A 15,953-nucleotide genomic window follows, 5' to 3' on the forward strand; every position below is an offset into this window, starting at 1 on the left:
CAGCACCCGAGGTCGGTCCATGAGGAACAACGTCCGCGCGACGGTCGTCGCCACCACGGCCAGCACGGCCACCGCAGTCGTCCTGTCGTGCCTGGGCGCCCCGGCCCACGCCGACGACGTGACCGTGACGCCGGTGCAGTCCGGCTTCTTCGCCGGCACCGACCCCGTCGGGGTCGACGTCGACGCCTCCGGCGGGCGCTGGATCGTCTCGAACAACGCGGTCCGGTACTTCCCGGTGGGGTCGACGACCGCGACCCGGACGATCGCCGGCGCCGCCACGGGGTTCGGCTACCCCAACGGTGTGGCGGTGGACGCCGACGGCGCGGTGCACGTCATCGACGGCTCCAACGACGCCATCCGCATCTTCGCGCCCGGCGCGAACGGCGACGTGGCGCCGGAACGGGTCATCACCGGCGCCTCGACGGGCATCGTCAGCCTGAGCGGCATCGACGTCGACGCCGCCGGCTACATCCACGTCGCCGACGCCGGAGCGTCCGCCGTGTCGACCTTCGCCCCGTCGGCGTCGGGCAACGCGCGGCCGCTGCACCGCATCGTCGGACCCCGGACCCAGCTCTCGGGCGTCAGCGGCGTCGTCCGCCGGGGGAGCCTGCTCTGGGTGGTGTCGTCCGAGGCGGACGCGGCGGTGGCCTTCACCTACGGCTCGAGCGGTGACGCCGGACCCGTCTCGGTGCTCGGCGGGAGCCGCAGCCGGCTCAACAACCCCTCCGCCCTCGCGTTCGACGGGGGAGGCAACCTCTACGTGACCAACAACGACGCCGCACGACACGTCGTCGTCTTCGCCCCGAGCAGCGACGGGAACGCGACCCCCGCTCGGGTGGTGCGGGTGGCGTCGCGGCCGAACGGGCCGAACGGCGTCGCGGTCGACGCCCGCCGCCGGGTCACGCTCATCAACATCTCCAACAGCACCACCGACGTGCTGCCGGCGGTCATGACGACGGCACCGTCCGCGCCTCGGTCGCTCAGGGTCTCCGGCACCTCGAGGTCGAGGACGCGCACCGTCTCCTGGTCCACCCCGGCGGCCGACGGCTTCACGGCGGTCACGGGCTACGACGTCCGGGTCATGGCGGGCTCGAAGGTGGTGCGGAGCGCCACGCGGTCGGCGACGCAGCGCTCGTACGCCGTGTCGCGCAGCGCGCTGGGCAAGGGCAAGCGCGTGGCCATGGTGCGGGCCCGCAACGCCAAGGGCGCAGGGGCGTGGGCGAAGGTCACCTTCTCCGTGTCGTGATCGCACCGGGCACGACTTCGCTCCCGCCCCCGTCGGCTTCGTCACACCGGGTGGCCGGGCTCACAGGCCCGCCCTACGATGCCCCCTATGGCATCTGACCCCGGCTCCGGCGTGGGCCCGGAGGCGACGGTCGCCGTCCCGCTGGCCGAAGGCGTCGAGCCCGACGTCCACGCCTGGGAGAAGGCCACCGCCGCCGTCCTGCGCAAGACCAAGAAGCTCGCCGACGACGCCCCGGACGCCGACGTGTGGGCGCTGCTCACCCGCTCGACGCTCGACGGCATCGGCGTCGCCCCGCTCGGCACGCCGGCCCTGTCGGCCGACGTGACGCCGACCGGGCTGCCGGGCCAGGCCCCGTTCACCCGGGGCTCTGCCGCCACGCGTGAGCTCGACGGCTGGGACGTGCGGGCCTGGTTCGCCGACCCCGACGCCGACCTGACCGCGCAGCACGTGCTCACCGACGTCGAGAACGGCGTCAACTCGCTCTGGATCGCCGTGGGTGACGGTGCCGTGCCGACCGACGCGCTGGCCCGCGTCCTCGAGCCCGTCTTCGTCGACCTCGCCCCCGTGGTGGTCGAGGACCCGACCGACCCGCTGGGTGCGGCGCAGGCCCTCGACGCCGTCATCGACGACAAGGCCGTCGACCCGGCACCCGGCACGAGCTACGGCGCCGACCCCCTCGGGTCCCTGGCCCGCACCACCCTCGGCATCGGGGTCGAGGGTGCGGTCACCGACCCGTCCGTCGCCGTCGAGGTCGCCCGGCTCGCGCAGCGCCGCGGGGCCCGCGGCATCGTCGTCGACGCCACCGCCGTGCACGACGCGGGCGCGTCCGACGTGCAGGAGCTCGCCTACGCGCTGCTCGCCGGGGCCGCCTACCTGCGGCTGCTCACCGAGGCCGGTCTCGACGTCGACACCGCCGCCGACCAGCTCGACGTGCGCCTCGCCGCCACCGACGAGCAGTTCCCGACCATCGCCAAGCTGCGCGCCGCCCGGCGGGTGTGGGCCCGCCTGCTCGAGCTGAGCGGCGTGGCCGAGAGCGGCCGCGGCCAGCGCCAGCACGTCGTGACGTCGCGGCCCATGATGGCGGCTTACGACCCCTACGTGAACATGCTCCGCACCTGCGTGGCCACCTTCGCGGCCGGCGTCGGTGGGGCCTCGAGCGTCACGGTGCTCCCGTTCGACGAGCCGCTCGGCCTGCCCGAGGTGTTCAGCCGGCGCATCGCCCGCAACACCTCGAGCCTGCTCATCAGCGAGTCGCACGTGGCCCGCGTCGTCGACCCCGCCGGTGGTGCGCACGCCGTCGAGAAGCTCACCGACGACGTCGCACGCGCGGCCTGGGACCTGTTCGGCGAGCTCGACGCCGTGGTCGCCGACTCCGCCGACCGGGAGACGGGCTTCGCCGCCGCCCTCGACGCACTCCGGACCCGGGTGGAGGCGACCGTCTCCGACCGCGCCCTGCAGGTGGCGCGACGGCAGCGTCCCATCACGGGCGTCTCGGAGTTCCCGAACCTGCACGAGGAGCAGCCCGAGCGCCGTCCGTACGGCCGCACCCAGCCGGTGCACCGCTACGCGCACGAGTTCGAGGCCATGCGCGACGACCGCGCCACTGCGCCGGTGTTCCTCGCGACGATGGGCCGGGTGGCCCAGCACACCGCGCGCGCCACGTTCGCGGCCAACCTGTTCGCCGCCGGTGGCATCGAGACCGTCACGGCCGGCGCCACCGACGGGGTGGACGGCGTCGTGGAGGCGTACCGCCAGGCCGACGCCCCCGCCGTCGTGTGCCTGACCGGGCCCGACCCGCTCTACGCCGAGTGGGGTGCCGAGCTGGTCGCCGCCCTGCGCGAGGCCGGTGCCCGCCACGTGGTCGTGGCCGGCAAGCCTGACGCCGTCTCCGCCGACGTCGACGACTCCTGCGCGGCCGGGCTCGACGCCCTGGCCTTCCTGCGCCGCACCCGAGAGGAGCTTTCCTCGTGACGATCCCCGCCTCGTTCGCCGGACAGCCGCTGGACCCCGAGCAGCCACCCACCCCCGACGCAGGCGCGTACGCCTCTGCCGTCGAGAGCGCCGAGCCGTGGGACGCACCCGAGGGCATCGCGGTCAAGAACCTCTACACCGCCGACGACCTCGCCGACGTCGACGCCCTCGACACCTACCCGGGCCTGGCGCCCTTCCTGCGTGGGCCGTACCCGGCCATGTACTCGACGCAGCCCTGGACCATCCGCCAGTACGCCGGGTTCTCGACGGCGCAGGAGTCCAACGCCTTCTACCGCCGCAACCTCGCGGCCGGCCAGAAGGGCCTGTCGGTCGCGTTCGACCTCGCCACCCACCGCGGGTACGACTCCGACCACCCGCGCGTGAAGGGCGACGTCGGCATGGCCGGTGTGGCCATCGACTCCATCTACGACGCGCGTGAGCTGTTCGACGGCATCCCGCTCGACGAGATGAGCGTGTCGATGACCATGAACGGCGCGGTGCTGCCGGTCCTCGCGCTCTACATCGTCGCGGCCGAGGAGCAGGGGGTGAAGCCGGAGCAGCTCTCGGGGACCATCCAGAACGACATCCTCAAGGAGTTCATGGTCCGCAACACCTACATCTACCCGCCGGCGCCGTCGATGCGGATCATCTCCGACATCTTCGCGTACACGGCGCAGCGGATGCCGCGGTTCAACTCCATCTCGATCTCCGGGTACCACATCCAGGAGGCCGGGGCCACGAACGACCTCGAGCTGGCGTACACGCTGGCCGACGGCGTGGAGTACATCCGCGCCGGTCTCGACGTCGGCCTCGACATCGACGCCTTCGCGCCGCGCCTGAGCTTCTTCTGGGCCATCGGCATGAACTTCTACATGGAGATCGCGAAGATGCGCGCGGCCCGTGCCCTGTGGGCGCGGCTCGTGAGCGACTTCGACCCGAAGAACCCCAAGAGCCTGAGCCTGCGCACCCACAGCCAGACGTCGGGCTGGAGCCTCACCGCCCAGGACGTGTTCAACAACGTGCAGCGCACCTGCATCGAGGCCATGGCGGCCACGCAGGGCCACACCCAGAGCCTGCACACCAACGCGCTCGACGAGGCCATCGCGCTGCCCACCGACTTCAGCGCGCGCATCGCCCGCAACACCCAGCTGCTGCTGCAGCAGGAGTCCGGCACCACCGGGATCATCGACCCGTGGGGCGGCTCCTACTACGTGGAGAAGCTGACCCACGACCTGGCCAACCGTGCCTGGGCGCACATCCAGGAGGTCGAGAAGGCCGGAGGCATGTCGAAGGCCATCGAGGCCGGCATCCCGAAGATGCGCATCGAGGAGGCCGCGGCGCGCACGCAGGCCCGCATCGACTCCGGCCAGCAGGCCGTCATCGGCGTGAACACCTACCGCCTCGCAGACGAGGACCCGCTCGACGTGCTCAAGGTCGACAACGCGTCGGTCTACTCCCAGCAGGTGGCCAAGCTGGAGCGGCTGCGTGCCGAGCGCGATCCCGCCGAGGTCGAGCGCACGCTTGCGGCACTCACCGCCAGCGCCGAGCGCGGGTCGTCCAGCGACGGCTCCCTCGACGGCAACCTGCTGGCCCTCGCGGTCGACGCCGCCCGCGCCAAGGCCACCGTCGGCGAGATCTCCGACGCGCTCGAGAAGGTCTACGGCCGGCACCAGGCCGTCATCCGTACGATCTCCGGTGTGTACAGGACCGAGGCGGGCCAGGGCGGCAACATCGGCAAGGTCGTCGACGCCACCGCCGCCTTCGAGAAGGCGGAGGGCCGACGTCCCCGCATCCTCGTGGCCAAGATGGGCCAGGACGGTCACGACCGCGGCCAGAAGGTCATCGTCACGGCGTTCGCCGACATGGGCTTCGACGTCGACGTGGGACCGCTGTTCTCCACGCCCGAGGAGGTCGCGCAGCAGGCGGTCGACGCCGACGTGCACATCGTCGGCGTGTCGAGCCTCGCGGCCGGCCACCTCGCGCTGCTGCCCGAGCTCAAGAAGGCGCTGGCCGACCTGGGCGGCGAGGACATCATGATCGTCATGGGCGGCGTCATCCCGCCCGACGACGTCCCGACGCTCAAGGAGATGGGGGCGGCCGAGGTGTTCCTGCCCGGCACCGTCATCGCCGACTCCGCGCTCAGCCTGCTCGACCGGCTGCGCACCGGCGACGGGTCCTGATGCCGGTGCGTGCGCCGAGCTCGTCGAGGTGCCGCGTGGCGGGTCAGGCGGCGTCGTCGCCGAAGACGCGGCGCGACAACGCCTGGACGTCGCGGTCGAGGTACTTGATCTCGGTGCGGACCGAGGCGAACTCGGCCTGCATCTCGGTGCGCAGGGACCCGATCTCGCCCCGCACGGATCGGAGCTCGGTGCCCATCTCGCTGCGCAGCGACCCGATCTCGGTGCGCATCTCGGTGCGCAGGGACCCGATCTCGGTGCGCATCTCGGTGCGCAGGGACCCGATCTCGGTTCGCAGGGTCCGGACGAACATGGTCGACATGAGCGTGAGCATGCCGAACAACGCCGTGCCGAAGACGCCGATCAGCGTCCACACCTGCGGCTCGTTCACCTCGATCACCCCTTCAGTGTCGTGCGTCCGAGCCGATCTTTCCAGGGGTCCGCGACCCGGTCGATCCCGTCTGCACGAAACCTGTGGACGGCTTGACAGCGGGCGGCGGTGCGCATGACCGACGTCGAGAAGCTCGCCGCGGACGTCCTCGACGGACGTCGCGCGGGGGTCTCGCGGGCCATCACGCTCGTCGAGTCCAGCCGCGCGGACCACCGGGCGGCGTCGCGGGAGCTGCTCGCCGCGCTCACCCCGCACGCCGGGGGAGCGGTGCGGGTCGGCATCTCCGGCGTGCCCGGCGTCGGCAAGAGCACGTTCATCGAGGCCCTCGGCACCCACCTCGTCGAGCAGGGCAAGCGCGTGGGCGTGCTGGCGGTCGACCCGTCGAGCGTGCGCACCGGCGGCTCGGTGCTGGGCGACAAGACGCGCATGGCCCAGCTGGCCGTCAGCCCCCAGGCCTACATCCGGCCCTCGCCGAGCGCCGGCACCCTCGGCGGCGTCGCACGGGCCACGTCGCAGGCCATGACCGTCCTCGAGGCCGCCGGCTACGACGTCGTGCTCGTCGAGACCGTGGGCGTCGGCCAGTCCGAGATCACCGTGGCCGGCATGGTCGACACCTTCCTGTTCCTCACCATCGCGCGCACCGGGGACCAGCTGCAGGGCATCAAGAAGGGGATCCTGGAGATCGCCGACGTGATCGCCGTCAACAAGGCCGACGGCGAGCGCGCCCAGGAGGCCGAGGTGACCGCCAAGGACCTCGCCGGGGCGCTGCGCCTCGTCTACGCCGGCACGCACGGCTGGGTGCCGCCCGTCGTCACGTGCTCGGCGCTGGAGCACCGCGGCATCGACACGGTGTGGAACCGGCTCGTGCGGCACCGCGAGTTCCTGGGCCAGAAGGGGCTGCGCGAGAAGCGCGCCCAGCAGCAGCTGGAGTTCACCTGGGCGCTCGTGCGCGACGAGCTGGACCAGCGCCTGCGCACCGACGAGGACGTCGCCCGGGTGCGCGACGAGGTGCGCGAGGCCGTGCTGTCGGGCGAGCTCGCCGCGGCCAGTGCCGCCGACCTCATCCTCGAGGCGTACGACCGCTGACCCGTGGTCGTCGGCGCTCGCTAAGGTGGCCGCCATGAGGTTGCGTCCGGTGATCCCCGTCACGTCCAAGGTCGTGCCCGCCGTCCTGGCCGGGTTCCTGCTCGCCGGGTGCGGCGGCTCCGTCAGTCCCGGTGCGGCGGCGGTCGTCGACGGCACCACCATCTCGATGGACGAGGCCGACCGCGCGGCCGTGGTCTTCTGCCAGGTCTCGCTGTTCTCCAGCGCCCAGGCCGGCGGGAGCACGGTCGACAACGCCGACGTCCGGCGTCAGGCGGTGGCCGAGCTGGTCAGCGGCGTGGTGGCCGACGAGCTCGCCGAGCGCGAGGACATCACGCTCTCGCCCAGCGACTACGAGTTCACCCGCGCCCAGCGCGACCAGGTGGCGCAGGCTCTGCCCGACGTCGACCTCGACGAGGCCGTCCGCGTGCTCGAGGCCGGCCAGCGCACCTACGCGATCGCCGAGCAGCTGGGCGTCGCCAAGACCGGCGAGCAGGTGACCGAGCAGAACGCCGACGACGTCCAGCAGGCCGGCCGGGCCGTGCTCGCCGACGCCGTGAAGGCTGCCGACGTGAGCATCGACCCGCGCTTCGGCCTCGGCGACGACGGTCAGCAGGTCGCGGCCACCGGCTCGCTCTCGGTCTCCTCCGACGTCCTCAACGAGGACGCCCCGCTCGTCGCGCCGGCCACGCAGCGCTGTTCGTGAGGGCGTCGTTCGTGGGCGCCCTGCCGGAGAGGGCCGGCGCGTGAGTCGGCCCGAGGGTGACCGGTCGGGCGAGCGCCTGCTCGACCTGGTCGACGTGATGGCCCGTCTGCGTGCCGAGTGCGCCTGGACGCAGGGCCAGACCCACGACTCCCTCGGCCGCTACCTGCTGGAGGAGACGTACGAGACCCTCGAGGCCCTCGACGCGGGTGATTCCGACCTGCTGCGCGAGGAGCTCGGCGACCTGCTGATGCAGGTGGTGTTCCACGCCGCCGTCGCCGCCGACACGGGGGAGGGGTGGGACGTGGACGACGTCGCCGCCGGCATCACTGACAAGCTCGTGCGCCGCAACCCGCACGTCTTCGCCGACGGCGACGCGCGCACCCCCGAGGAGATCGACGCCGCCTGGCAGGCGGTCAAGGCGCAGGAGAAGCCGCGTGAATCGCCGCTGGAGGGCATCGCTCGCGACCTGCCCGCCCTGGCCACGGCCCGCAAGGTGCTCGACCGCGTGCCCGACCTCGACACCTCCGGCGACGACGTCGGCTCGCGCCTGCTGCAGCTGGTCGCCGAGGCCCGCGCCCAGGGCGTCGACGCCGAGGAGGCCCTGCGCCGGGCCGTCCGCTCCCGCCTCGGCTGAGGACGCAGGATCCTGCGTTCGTGCGTGGTCGGCCGATCGATGCTGCGTTCGCCACCGGATCCCGTCACGAACGCAGCATCGTTCGACGTTCCGCTCGCGAAGGCAGAATCCTGCGTGGCCCCGCGCCTGGCGCGAGACGTGTTCGGGCCGCACTAGGCTGGGGGCAGACCGCAGCACCACCTGAACCCCTCACCAGCAGGAGCAGCATGGCCAGCATCGAAGCCGTCGGAGCGCGCGAGATCCTCGACTCGCGCGGCAACCCCACCGTCGAGGTCGAGGTCGCCCTCGACGACGGGACGATCGGTCGTGCGGCCGTGCCGTCCGGCGCGTCGACCGGCCAGTTCGAGGCCGTGGAGCTGCGCGACGGTGGCGACCGCTACCTCGGCAAGGGCGTCCGCAAGGCCGTCGAGGCCGTGAACGCCACGATCGCTGCCGAGATCGTGGGCTTCGACGCCGACGACCAGCGTGCGGTCGACGCCGCGATGATCGCGCTCGACGGCACCCCGAACAAGGCCGAGCTGGGCGCCAACGCCATCCTCGGCGTCTCGCTCGCCCTCGCGAAGGCCGCCGCCGACTCGGCCGGCCTGCCGCTGTTCCGCTACGTCGGCGGCCCCAACGCCCACGTGCTGCCCGTGCCGATGATGAACATCCTCAACGGTGGCGCCCACGCCGACTCCAACGTCGACGTGCAGGAGTTCATGATCGCGCCCATCGGCGCGCCCACCTTCGCCGAGGCGCTGCGCCAGGGCACCGAGGTCTACCACGCGCTCAAGTCCGTCCTCAAGAAGGACGGCCTGTCCACCGGCCTCGGCGACGAGGGTGGCTTCGCGCCCAGCCTGTCGTCCAACCGTGCCGCGCTCGACCTCATCGCGACGGCCGTCGAGAAGACCGGCCTGAAGCTCGGCACCGACATCGGCCTCGCGCTCGACGTCGCCAGCTCGGAGTTCTTCGAGAAGGGCTCCTACACGTTCGAGGGTGCGAAGAAGAGCTCGGCCGAGATGGCCGACTACTACGCCGAGCTGGTCGGTGCCTACCCGATCGTCTCCATCGAGGACCCGCTCGACGAGGAGGACTGGGACGGCTGGATCGCGCTCACCGAGCGCATCGGCCACCAGGTGCAGATCGTCGGCGACGACCTGTTCGTCACCAACGTCGAGCGGCTCACCCGCGGCCTCGAGCAGGGTGCGGCCAACGCGATGCTGGTCAAGGTCAACCAGATCGGCTCGCTCACCGAGACCCTCGACGCCGTCGAGCTGGCCCACCGCCACGGCTTCAGCAACATGATGAGCCACCGCTCGGGCGAGACCGAGGACGTCACCATCGCCGACCTCGCCGTCGCCACGAACTGCGGCCAGATCAAGACCGGTGCCCCGGCCCGCTCCGACCGTGTGGCCAAGTACAACCAGCTGCTGCGCATCGAGGAGACCCTCGGCTCGGCGGCCGTGTACGCCGGCGCCTCGGCCTTCCCGCGGCTCGCGCTCTGACCCGTGGCCGGCTCCCGCGGTCCTGGACGACCGAAACCGAAGGGCGGCCCGGCGCGGCGACCCTCGGGCCGCTCGTCCGGTGCCGCGGGGTCGGCGCGCCCGAGCTCGGCCCGAGGCGCTGGCCGCCCATCCACCAGGCCCGGCGCGGCCCGTCCGCGCAGCGGTGCGGCGGTGGCCCGCGGCATGGGTCAGCGCTTCACCACCCGGGCGGTGCTGCTGCTCGCGGTGCTGTTGCTCCTGCTCGCCTCGTACACGTCGGCGCTGCACGCCTGGTGGCAGCAGCGTGGCGAGATCCAGCAGCTCAAGGCCGAGATCGCCACGCGTGAGGCGTCCATCGAGGACCTCGGCGACACCGAGGACCGTTGGAACGACTCCGCCTACGTGCGCCAGCAGGCGCGCGAGCGCTTCGGCTGGGTCATGCCCGGCGAGGTCGGCTACCGCGTCATCGGGTCCGACGGCACGGTGCAGGGCGACGTCCCCACGCTCGACGACCCGCCCGACCCCACCCAGAAGCAGTGGTACGACACGTTGTGGGGCAGCGTCGAGGCATCGGGACGCACCCCGTCGGCCAGGACGCCCGTTCCCGACCCCGACGAGGTGCTGAAGAACAATGACTGAGCCGGACCCGACCGACCTGGCGGCGGTGGCCGAGCAGCTGGGCCGTCCGGCCCGCGGCGTGCTCGAGATCGCCTCGCGCTGCCCGTCGGGCCACCCCAACGTGGTGCGCACCGAGCCGCGGCTGCCCGACGGCACCCCGTTCCCCACGCTCTACTACGTCACGTGCCCGCGCCTGGCCGGCGCCATCGGCACGCTCGAGGCGTCCGGCCTCATGGCCGAGATGAGCGAGCGCCTGGTCCACGACGCCGACCTCGCCGCCCACTACGCCAGGGCGCACGAGCAGTACCTGGCCGAGCGCGAGGCCATCGCGCACGTGCCCGAGGTCGACGGCATCACCGCCGGTGGCATGCCCACCCGCGTCAAGTGCCTGCACGTGCTCGTCGGGCACTCCCTGGCCAAGGGTCGCGGGGTCAACCCCCTGGGCGACGAGGCCGTCGACCTGCTCGGCGACTACTGGGGCAGCTCTAGCTGTGCGGCCGGTACTCCACCTCCGGACGCCCCGCCCGTCCCAGCCGGGTGACGCGCTGCACCTCGCCGGTCTCGGCGAGGTGCTCCAGGTACCGCCGGGCCGTCACCCGCGACGACCCCAGGTGCTCGGCCAGCTCGCCCGCCGAGGCGGCGCCGTGCTCGGCGAGCACCGCCTTCACCTGCTGCAGCGTCTCGACGCCCAGTCCCTTCGGCAGCCCCGAGCGGGTGACCGGGCGGAGCGACTCCAGCATCCGGTCGACCGCACCCTGGTCGAGGTCTTCGGTGCCCTGGAGTCCTTCGTGGAAGGTCCGGTACGCGGTGAGCCGTTCGCGCAACGCCCCGAACGCGAACGGCTTGATCAGGTAGCCGACCACGCCCTGTGCCACCGCGTCGCGCACGATCTCGACGTCGCGCGCCGAGGTGACCGCGATGACGTCGACCCGGCTCCCGGCCGCCCGTAGCCGACGCAGCAGCTCGAGGCCGTGCCCGTCGGGCAGGTGCATGTCCAGCAGGACGAGGTCGATCGCCTCCTCGCGCAGCACCCGCGCCGCCTCCTGCGCCGACATCGCGACGGCTGCGACCTCGAAGCCGGGCACCTCCCGCACGTACTGGGCGTGCGCCTGCGCCGCCACCTTCTCGTCCTCGACCACCAGCGTCCGGATCACGCGTCGTCCCCGATCTCGACCTCGACGAGCGCCCCGCCCAGCGCACCCGTGCCCACGCGCACGGTGCCTCCGTGACGTCGCACCACCTGCCCCACGAGCGCGAGCCCCAGCCCTCGCCCATGCGCCTGCTCCACCACCTTGGTCGACCAGCCCCGCTCGAACACCTGCTCCCGGGCCTCCCTCGGGATGCCCGGCCCGGAGTCCTCCACCACCACGTCGAGGTGCAGCTCGCTCGCGTGCAGGTGCACCGCGACCGTCGCGTCCGACGTGCCCTGCGCCGCGTCGATGGCATTGTCGAGCAGGTTGCCCAGCACCGTCACCGCGTCGTGCGCGCCGACCGGCAGGCCCGTGACCACCGACGCCGGGTCGACGTCGAGCCGGACCCCTCGCTCGTGCGCCTGCGCCGACTTGCCCAGCAGCAGCGCCGCTACCACCGGCTCCTCCACCGCCCCCACCATGCGGTCGGTCAGCCCCTGCGCCAGCTGCATCTCGTGGGTCGCGAACTCCACGGCCTCCTCGGTGCGGCCCATCTCCACGAGCGAGACCATCGTGTGCAGCCGGTTCGCGGTCTCGTGGCTCTGCGCCCGCAGCGAGTCGGCCAGGCTTCGCACCGTGTCGAGCTCGGCCGTCACGCCCTGCAGCTCGGTGCGGTCGCGGATCGTCACCACCGTGCCCACGTCGCGGCCCTCCCACTGCGCCGGCGCCGCGTTCACGATGAGCACACGGTCGGCCAGCGCCACCACCTCGTCGGTGAGCGGCAGCCGCGCACGCAGGGTCTCGGTGAGCGACGGCTCGAGCCTGAGGGTCGCGACGTCGGCGCCCTGGACGCGGTCGGTCCCGACGTCGAGCAGGCGCTCGGCCTCCTGGTTCACCAGGCTCACCCGACCGTCGGCGTCCACGAGGACCAGGCCCTCGCGCACCGCCCGCAGCACCGCGTCGTAGTACTCGTACATCCGGGTGATCTGCTGCTCACCAAGACCGTGGGTCTGACGTCGCAGCCGACGGTGGATCAGCCACGCGCCGACGATGCCCACCACCGCGGCCAGCGCCGCCGCGCCCAGGATCCTCGGCAGGGCGTCCACGACCTCGTCCTGAACCTTGTCGGTGCGGATGCCCACCGACACGAGCGCCACCACGTCGCGGGTTCCGGGCTCGGCGAAGACCGGCACCACCGCCCGCACCGACGGACCGAGCGTGCCCACGTACTCCTCGGTGTGGGTCCGGCCGGCCTGCGCCTCCTCGATGGAGCCGATGAACCGCTCGCCGATCACGTCCACGTCGGGGTGGGAGTAGCGGATGCCGTCGCGCGACATCACCACCACGAAGTCGGTGCCGCTGTCACGACGCACCTGCTCCGCGAACGGCTGCAGCACCGTCGTCGGGTCCGACGTGCGCACCGCGTCGCGCACGGTGGGCGTGTCGGCCACCGCGACGGCGAGGTCGAGCGCCCGCTGCCGGGCCGACGACGTGGCGTCCGCGCGGGCGTCGAACCAGGCCAGTGCGACCCCGCCCAGCACCAGCACGCACACCACCACGACCTGCCAGAGCAGGATCTGGCGAGCGACGGACGGAGCTCGGGACGCGGCACGGGACACAGGGGGCATCGTCCCAGAAGTCGGAAGCCTCCTGTGATGGCGGTCACGAACTCTATGTACGCAACGGTGACCGGGGTCACTCCGGACGGCACGGTGTGCAGGTCAGCCCACCAGGAGGAACCCCATGGCCACCGATACCTCGCAGCCACGCGTCAAGCGTGACCGCACCCACTACCTGTACATCGCCGTCATCATCGCGGTGCTCGCCGGCATCGCCGTCGGCTTCGCCGCCCCCGACTTCGCCAAGGAGCTCAAGCCGCTCGGCGAGGGCTTCGTCAAGCTGATCAAGATGATGATCGGCCCGGTCATCTTCTGCACCATCGTGCTCGGCGTCGGCTCGGTCCGCAGCGCCGCCCAGGTGGGCAAGGTCGGCGGGCTCGCGCTCGGCTACTTCATCACCATGTCGACGTTCGCGCTGGCCATCGGCCTGGCCGTCGGCAACATCCTGCACCCGGGTGAGGGCCTGCAGCTGACCGAGGAGGGCGCGGCCAAGGCTGCCGAGTCCGCAGGGTCGGAGAAGCAGACGACCGCCGAGTTCATCCTGCACATGATCCCCGACACGATGGTCTCCTCGCTCACCTCCGGTGACGTGCTGCAGGCGCTCTTCGTCGCGCTGCTCGTCGGCTTCGCCCTGCAGGCCATGGGCCGCGCCGGTGAGCCCGTGCTGGTGGGTGTGGGTCACCTGCAGAAGCTCGTGTTCCGCGTGCTCGCCATGATCATGTGGCTGGCGCCCATCGGCGCCTTCGGTGCCATCGCCGCCGTCGTCGGCGAGACCGGCATGGACGCCCTGCGCAGCCTGGCGGTCCTCATGATCGGCTTCTACATCACGTGCTTCCTGTTCGTGTTCGGCATCCTGGGCCTGCTGCTCAAGGTCGTCACCGGCATCAACATCTTCAGCCTGCTGAAGTACCTGGGCCGTGAGTTCCTGCTGATCGTGTCCACGTCGTCGTCGGAGTCGGCCCTGCCGCGCCTCATCGCCAAGATGGAGCACGCCGGCGTGCACCAGTCCACGGTCGGCGTCGTGGTGCCCACCGGGTACTCGTTCAACCTCGACGGCACCGCGATCTACCTGACCATGGCCACGCTGTTCGTCGCGTCGGCCACGGGCGACCCGCTGAGCTTCGGCGAGCAGCTCTCGCTGCTGCTGTTCATGATGATCGCCTCCAAGGGCGCGGCCGGCGTGACCGGAGCCGGTCTGGCCACGCTCGCCGGTGGTCTGCAGTCGCACCGCCCCGACCTGGTCGACGGTGTCGGCCTCATCGTCGGCATCGACCGGTTCATGTCCGAGGCGCGCGCCCTCACGAACTTCGCCGGCAACGCCGTGGCGACGGTGCTGGTGGGCACGTGGACCAACTCGCTCGACCGCGAGAAGCTGGACCAGGTGCTGGCCGGCAACGACCCGTTCGACGAGACGAGCATGGTCGACGACGACCACGGCTACACCCCGCGCGGGGACGAGGAGCTGGCCGAGAGCTCGCGCTGACCTCGCAGCAGGTGGGATGAGCCGAAGGGCCCGGGCACCGTCCGGGCCCTTCGGCATCGGTAGGGTCGGGGCATGCCGGATGCCCTCCGCGTGGCCGCCATGGACTGTGGGACGAACTCCCTGCGCCTGCTCGTCACGGACGTGCGAGGCGAGGAGAAGCGCGACGTGGTCCGCGAGATGCGGGTCGTCCGCCTCGGCCAGGGGGTCGACGAGACCGGCCGCTTCCACCCCGACGCCCTCGACCGCACGCTGGCCGTCACCCGCGAGTTCGGTGAGCTGGCCACGGTGCTGGGTGCCCAGCGGATCCGCTTCTGCGCGACGTCGGCGGCACGCGACGCCGAGAACGCCGACGAGCTGAACGACGGCGTGGAGTCGATCCTCGGCGTGCGCCCCGAGGTCCTCACCGGCGAGGACGAGGCCCGCGCCTCGTTCCTGGGCGCCACCCGCTCGACGACCGGCTCGGCGCTCGTGGTCGACATCGGCGGCGGCTCCACCGAGCTGGTGGTCGGCGCCGACGGTGACGTGCAGTGGTCGCACTCCTTCGACGTCGGCTCGGTGCGGCTGACCGAGCGCTTCCTGCCCAGCGACCCGGTCTCGATCGACGAGGTGACGGCCCTCGAGGCCTACCTCGACGGGCTGCTCGTCCCTCAGGTCTCGTCGCTGGAGCCCGTGAGCACCCTCGTCGGTGTGGCGGGCACCATCACCACCGTGGCCGCGCATGCGCTGGAGCTGCCGTCGTACGACTCGTCGGCCATCCACGGGGCACGGATCTCGGTCGACGACATGCGCACCGCCTGCCTCTCGCTGCTGCGCATGTCGGTGGCTGACCGCCGGGCCCTGCCGTTCATGCACCCCGGCCGCGCCGACGTGATCGGCGCCGGCGCCATGATCCTCGACGCGGTGCTGGACGCCGTCCCCCTCGCCACCGACACGGTGACCGTGAGCGAGCACGACATCCTCGACGGCATCGCCTGGGGCGCCGCCGGCCTGTAGGTCCCTGCTGCCTTCTGGTCTCGCTCCATCACGGCTATGCCCTGTGTGTGATGGCTCCATCGTCAGCACGGGCTCGCTGGCGCTCGCCGTCCTGACTACTCGACCAGCGAGGTGTGGCTCCCGTCGATCGAGCGGCGGCCGCGTGGATCCGTTGGTCGAGTAGTCCGGCCGGCGACGGAGGAGCTCGGTCGGACGTATCGAGACCACGCTGGGCGGTTCAGTGGTGGCTGGGCAGCACGTGTGCCCCGACCGATGGGTCGGGGTGTCGTGATCCGGTGTCAGGGTCGCCAGCGGGTGTTTCGTTGCCAGGTGTCGGAGCCTGGTGTCTTCCACTCGACGTGGCCGTCGTCGGGGTTGATCCTCCCGATCCAACCCTGGTCGTGTGCTCGGTGGTGGTGGAACGGGCAGAGCAGTGCCCCGTCACGGATGTCGGTGGTCT

At 72.1% G+C, this 15,953-nt stretch carries 13 protein-coding genes and 1 pseudogene; 11 read left to right on the forward strand and 3 right to left on the reverse strand.

Features of this window, described 5'->3' with window-relative positions; genetic code table 11:
- Positions 1-19: 19 nt before the first annotated feature.
- The 3 genes and pseudogenes from RQG84_RS17820 to scpA form a co-directional block, all read left to right on the forward strand.
- A complete protein-coding gene (locus tag RQG84_RS17820) occupies positions 20-1,246 on the forward strand; it encodes a hypothetical protein (protein ID WP_311211141.1) in 1,227 nt (408 codons plus the stop codon).
- An 87-nt stretch (positions 1,247-1,333) separates the two neighbouring features.
- On the forward strand, positions 1,334-3,217 hold the full coding sequence (locus tag RQG84_RS17825) for a methylmalonyl-CoA mutase family protein (RefSeq protein ID WP_311211142.1): 1,884 nt from the start codon (positions 1,334-1,336) through the stop codon (positions 3,215-3,217).
- A gap of 86 nt (positions 3,218-3,303) precedes the next feature.
- Positions 3,304-5,397: pseudogene (scpA, locus tag RQG84_RS17830) on the forward strand (methylmalonyl-CoA mutase); the annotation flags it as partial.
- A 43-nt stretch (positions 5,398-5,440) separates the two neighbouring features.
- Here scpA and RQG84_RS17835 read toward each other — a convergent pair.
- On the reverse strand, positions 5,441-5,794 hold the full coding sequence (locus RQG84_RS17835) for a hypothetical protein (protein ID WP_311211144.1): 354 nt from the start codon (positions 5,792-5,794) through the stop codon (positions 5,441-5,443).
- 105 nt (positions 5,795-5,899) lie between these two features.
- On the opposite strand from RQG84_RS17835, the gene meaB reads away from it, so the two are divergent.
- The 6 genes from meaB (at position 5,900) to RQG84_RS17865 (ending at position 10,830) form a co-directional block, all read left to right on the forward strand.
- Positions 5,900-6,871 carry a methylmalonyl Co-A mutase-associated GTPase MeaB gene (gene meaB / locus RQG84_RS17840; protein ID WP_311211145.1) on the forward strand — a complete coding sequence of 324 codons (972 nt, stop codon included), beginning with the start codon at positions 5,900-5,902 and terminating at the stop codon, positions 6,869-6,871.
- A 34-nt stretch (positions 6,872-6,905) separates the two neighbouring features.
- Positions 6,906-7,574, forward strand: coding sequence for a hypothetical protein (locus RQG84_RS17845; protein WP_311211146.1), 669 nt, complete (start codon positions 6,906-6,908; stop codon positions 7,572-7,574).
- Positions 7,575-7,614: 40 nt separating this feature from the next.
- Positions 7,615-8,208: a MazG family protein gene (locus RQG84_RS17850; protein ID WP_311211147.1), complete on the forward strand. Its 594-nt coding sequence runs from the start codon at positions 7,615-7,617 to the stop codon at positions 8,206-8,208.
- A gap of 206 nt (positions 8,209-8,414) precedes the next feature.
- Positions 8,415-9,692, forward strand: a complete 1,278-nt coding sequence (gene eno / locus RQG84_RS17855) for a phosphopyruvate hydratase (protein ID WP_311211148.1) — start codon at positions 8,415-8,417, stop codon at positions 9,690-9,692.
- Between the two features lie 183 nt (positions 9,693-9,875).
- Positions 9,876-10,310: a septum formation initiator family protein gene (locus tag RQG84_RS17860; RefSeq protein WP_311211149.1), complete on the forward strand. Its 435-nt coding sequence runs from the start codon at positions 9,876-9,878 to the stop codon at positions 10,308-10,310.
- Positions 10,303-10,830 carry a DUF501 domain-containing protein gene (locus tag RQG84_RS17865; protein ID WP_311211150.1) on the forward strand — a complete coding sequence of 176 codons (528 nt, stop codon included), beginning with the start codon at positions 10,303-10,305 and terminating at the stop codon, positions 10,828-10,830. Before RQG84_RS17860 ends, RQG84_RS17865 begins: the two co-directional genes overlap by 8 nt.
- Here the strand turns inward: RQG84_RS17865 and RQG84_RS17870 are convergent.
- Together RQG84_RS17870 and RQG84_RS17875 are read right to left on the reverse strand one after the other, a co-directional pair.
- The gene (locus tag RQG84_RS17870) at positions 10,775-11,443 is read right to left on the reverse strand and encodes a response regulator (RefSeq protein ID WP_311211151.1); all 669 of its coding nucleotides are present in this window, start codon (positions 11,441-11,443) and stop codon (positions 10,775-10,777) included. The genes RQG84_RS17865 and RQG84_RS17870 overlap by 56 nt on opposite strands.
- Positions 11,440-13,047: an ATP-binding protein gene (locus RQG84_RS17875; RefSeq protein ID WP_396135356.1), complete on the reverse strand. Its 1,608-nt coding sequence runs from the start codon at positions 13,045-13,047 to the stop codon at positions 11,440-11,442. The genes RQG84_RS17870 and RQG84_RS17875 overlap by 4 nt, the downstream gene beginning before the upstream one ends.
- Positions 13,048-13,162: 115 nt before the next feature.
- Between RQG84_RS17875 and RQG84_RS17880 the strand changes: the two genes are divergently transcribed.
- On the forward strand, positions 13,163-14,521 hold the full coding sequence (locus RQG84_RS17880; RefSeq protein ID WP_311211153.1) for a cation:dicarboxylate symporter family transporter: 1,359 nt from the start codon (positions 13,163-13,165) through the stop codon (positions 14,519-14,521).
- Between the two features lie 72 nt (positions 14,522-14,593).
- A complete protein-coding gene (locus RQG84_RS17885; protein WP_311211154.1) occupies positions 14,594-15,514 on the forward strand; it encodes a Ppx/GppA phosphatase family protein in 921 nt (306 codons plus the stop codon).
- The last annotated feature ends 439 nt before the right edge of the window (positions 15,515-15,953 follow it).

The sequence above is a fragment of the Aeromicrobium sp. WCS2018Hpa-31 genome, from assembly GCF_031843905.1.
GTDB lineage: Bacteria > Actinomycetota > Actinomycetes > Propionibacteriales > Nocardioidaceae > Aeromicrobium.

Coding starts and splice junctions, on each gene's coding strand:
- meaB (WP_311211145.1), top strand. CDS start 5,900: ATGACCGACGTCGAGAAGCTCGCCGCGGACGTCCTCGACGGACGTCGC.
- eno (WP_311211148.1), top strand. CDS start 8,415: ATGGCCAGCATCGAAGCCGTCGGAGCGCGCGAGATCCTCGACTCGCGC.
- RQG84_RS17880 (WP_311211153.1), top strand. CDS start 13,163: ATGGCCACCGATACCTCGCAGCCACGCGTCAAGCGTGACCGCACCCAC.
- RQG84_RS17845 (WP_311211146.1), top strand. CDS start 6,906: ATGAGGTTGCGTCCGGTGATCCCCGTCACGTCCAAGGTCGTGCCCGCC.
- RQG84_RS17865 (WP_311211150.1), top strand. CDS start 10,303: ATGACTGAGCCGGACCCGACCGACCTGGCGGCGGTGGCCGAGCAGCTG.
- RQG84_RS17820 (WP_311211141.1), top strand. CDS start 20: ATGAGGAACAACGTCCGCGCGACGGTCGTCGCCACCACGGCCAGCACG.
- RQG84_RS17875 (WP_396135356.1), bottom strand. CDS start 13,047: ATGCCCCCTGTGTCCCGTGCCGCGTCCCGAGCTCCGTCCGTCGCTCGC.
- RQG84_RS17860 (WP_311211149.1), top strand. CDS start 9,876: ATGGGTCAGCGCTTCACCACCCGGGCGGTGCTGCTGCTCGCGGTGCTG.
- RQG84_RS17885 (WP_311211154.1), top strand. CDS start 14,594: ATGCCGGATGCCCTCCGCGTGGCCGCCATGGACTGTGGGACGAACTCC.
- RQG84_RS17825 (WP_311211142.1), top strand. CDS start 1,334: ATGGCATCTGACCCCGGCTCCGGCGTGGGCCCGGAGGCGACGGTCGCC.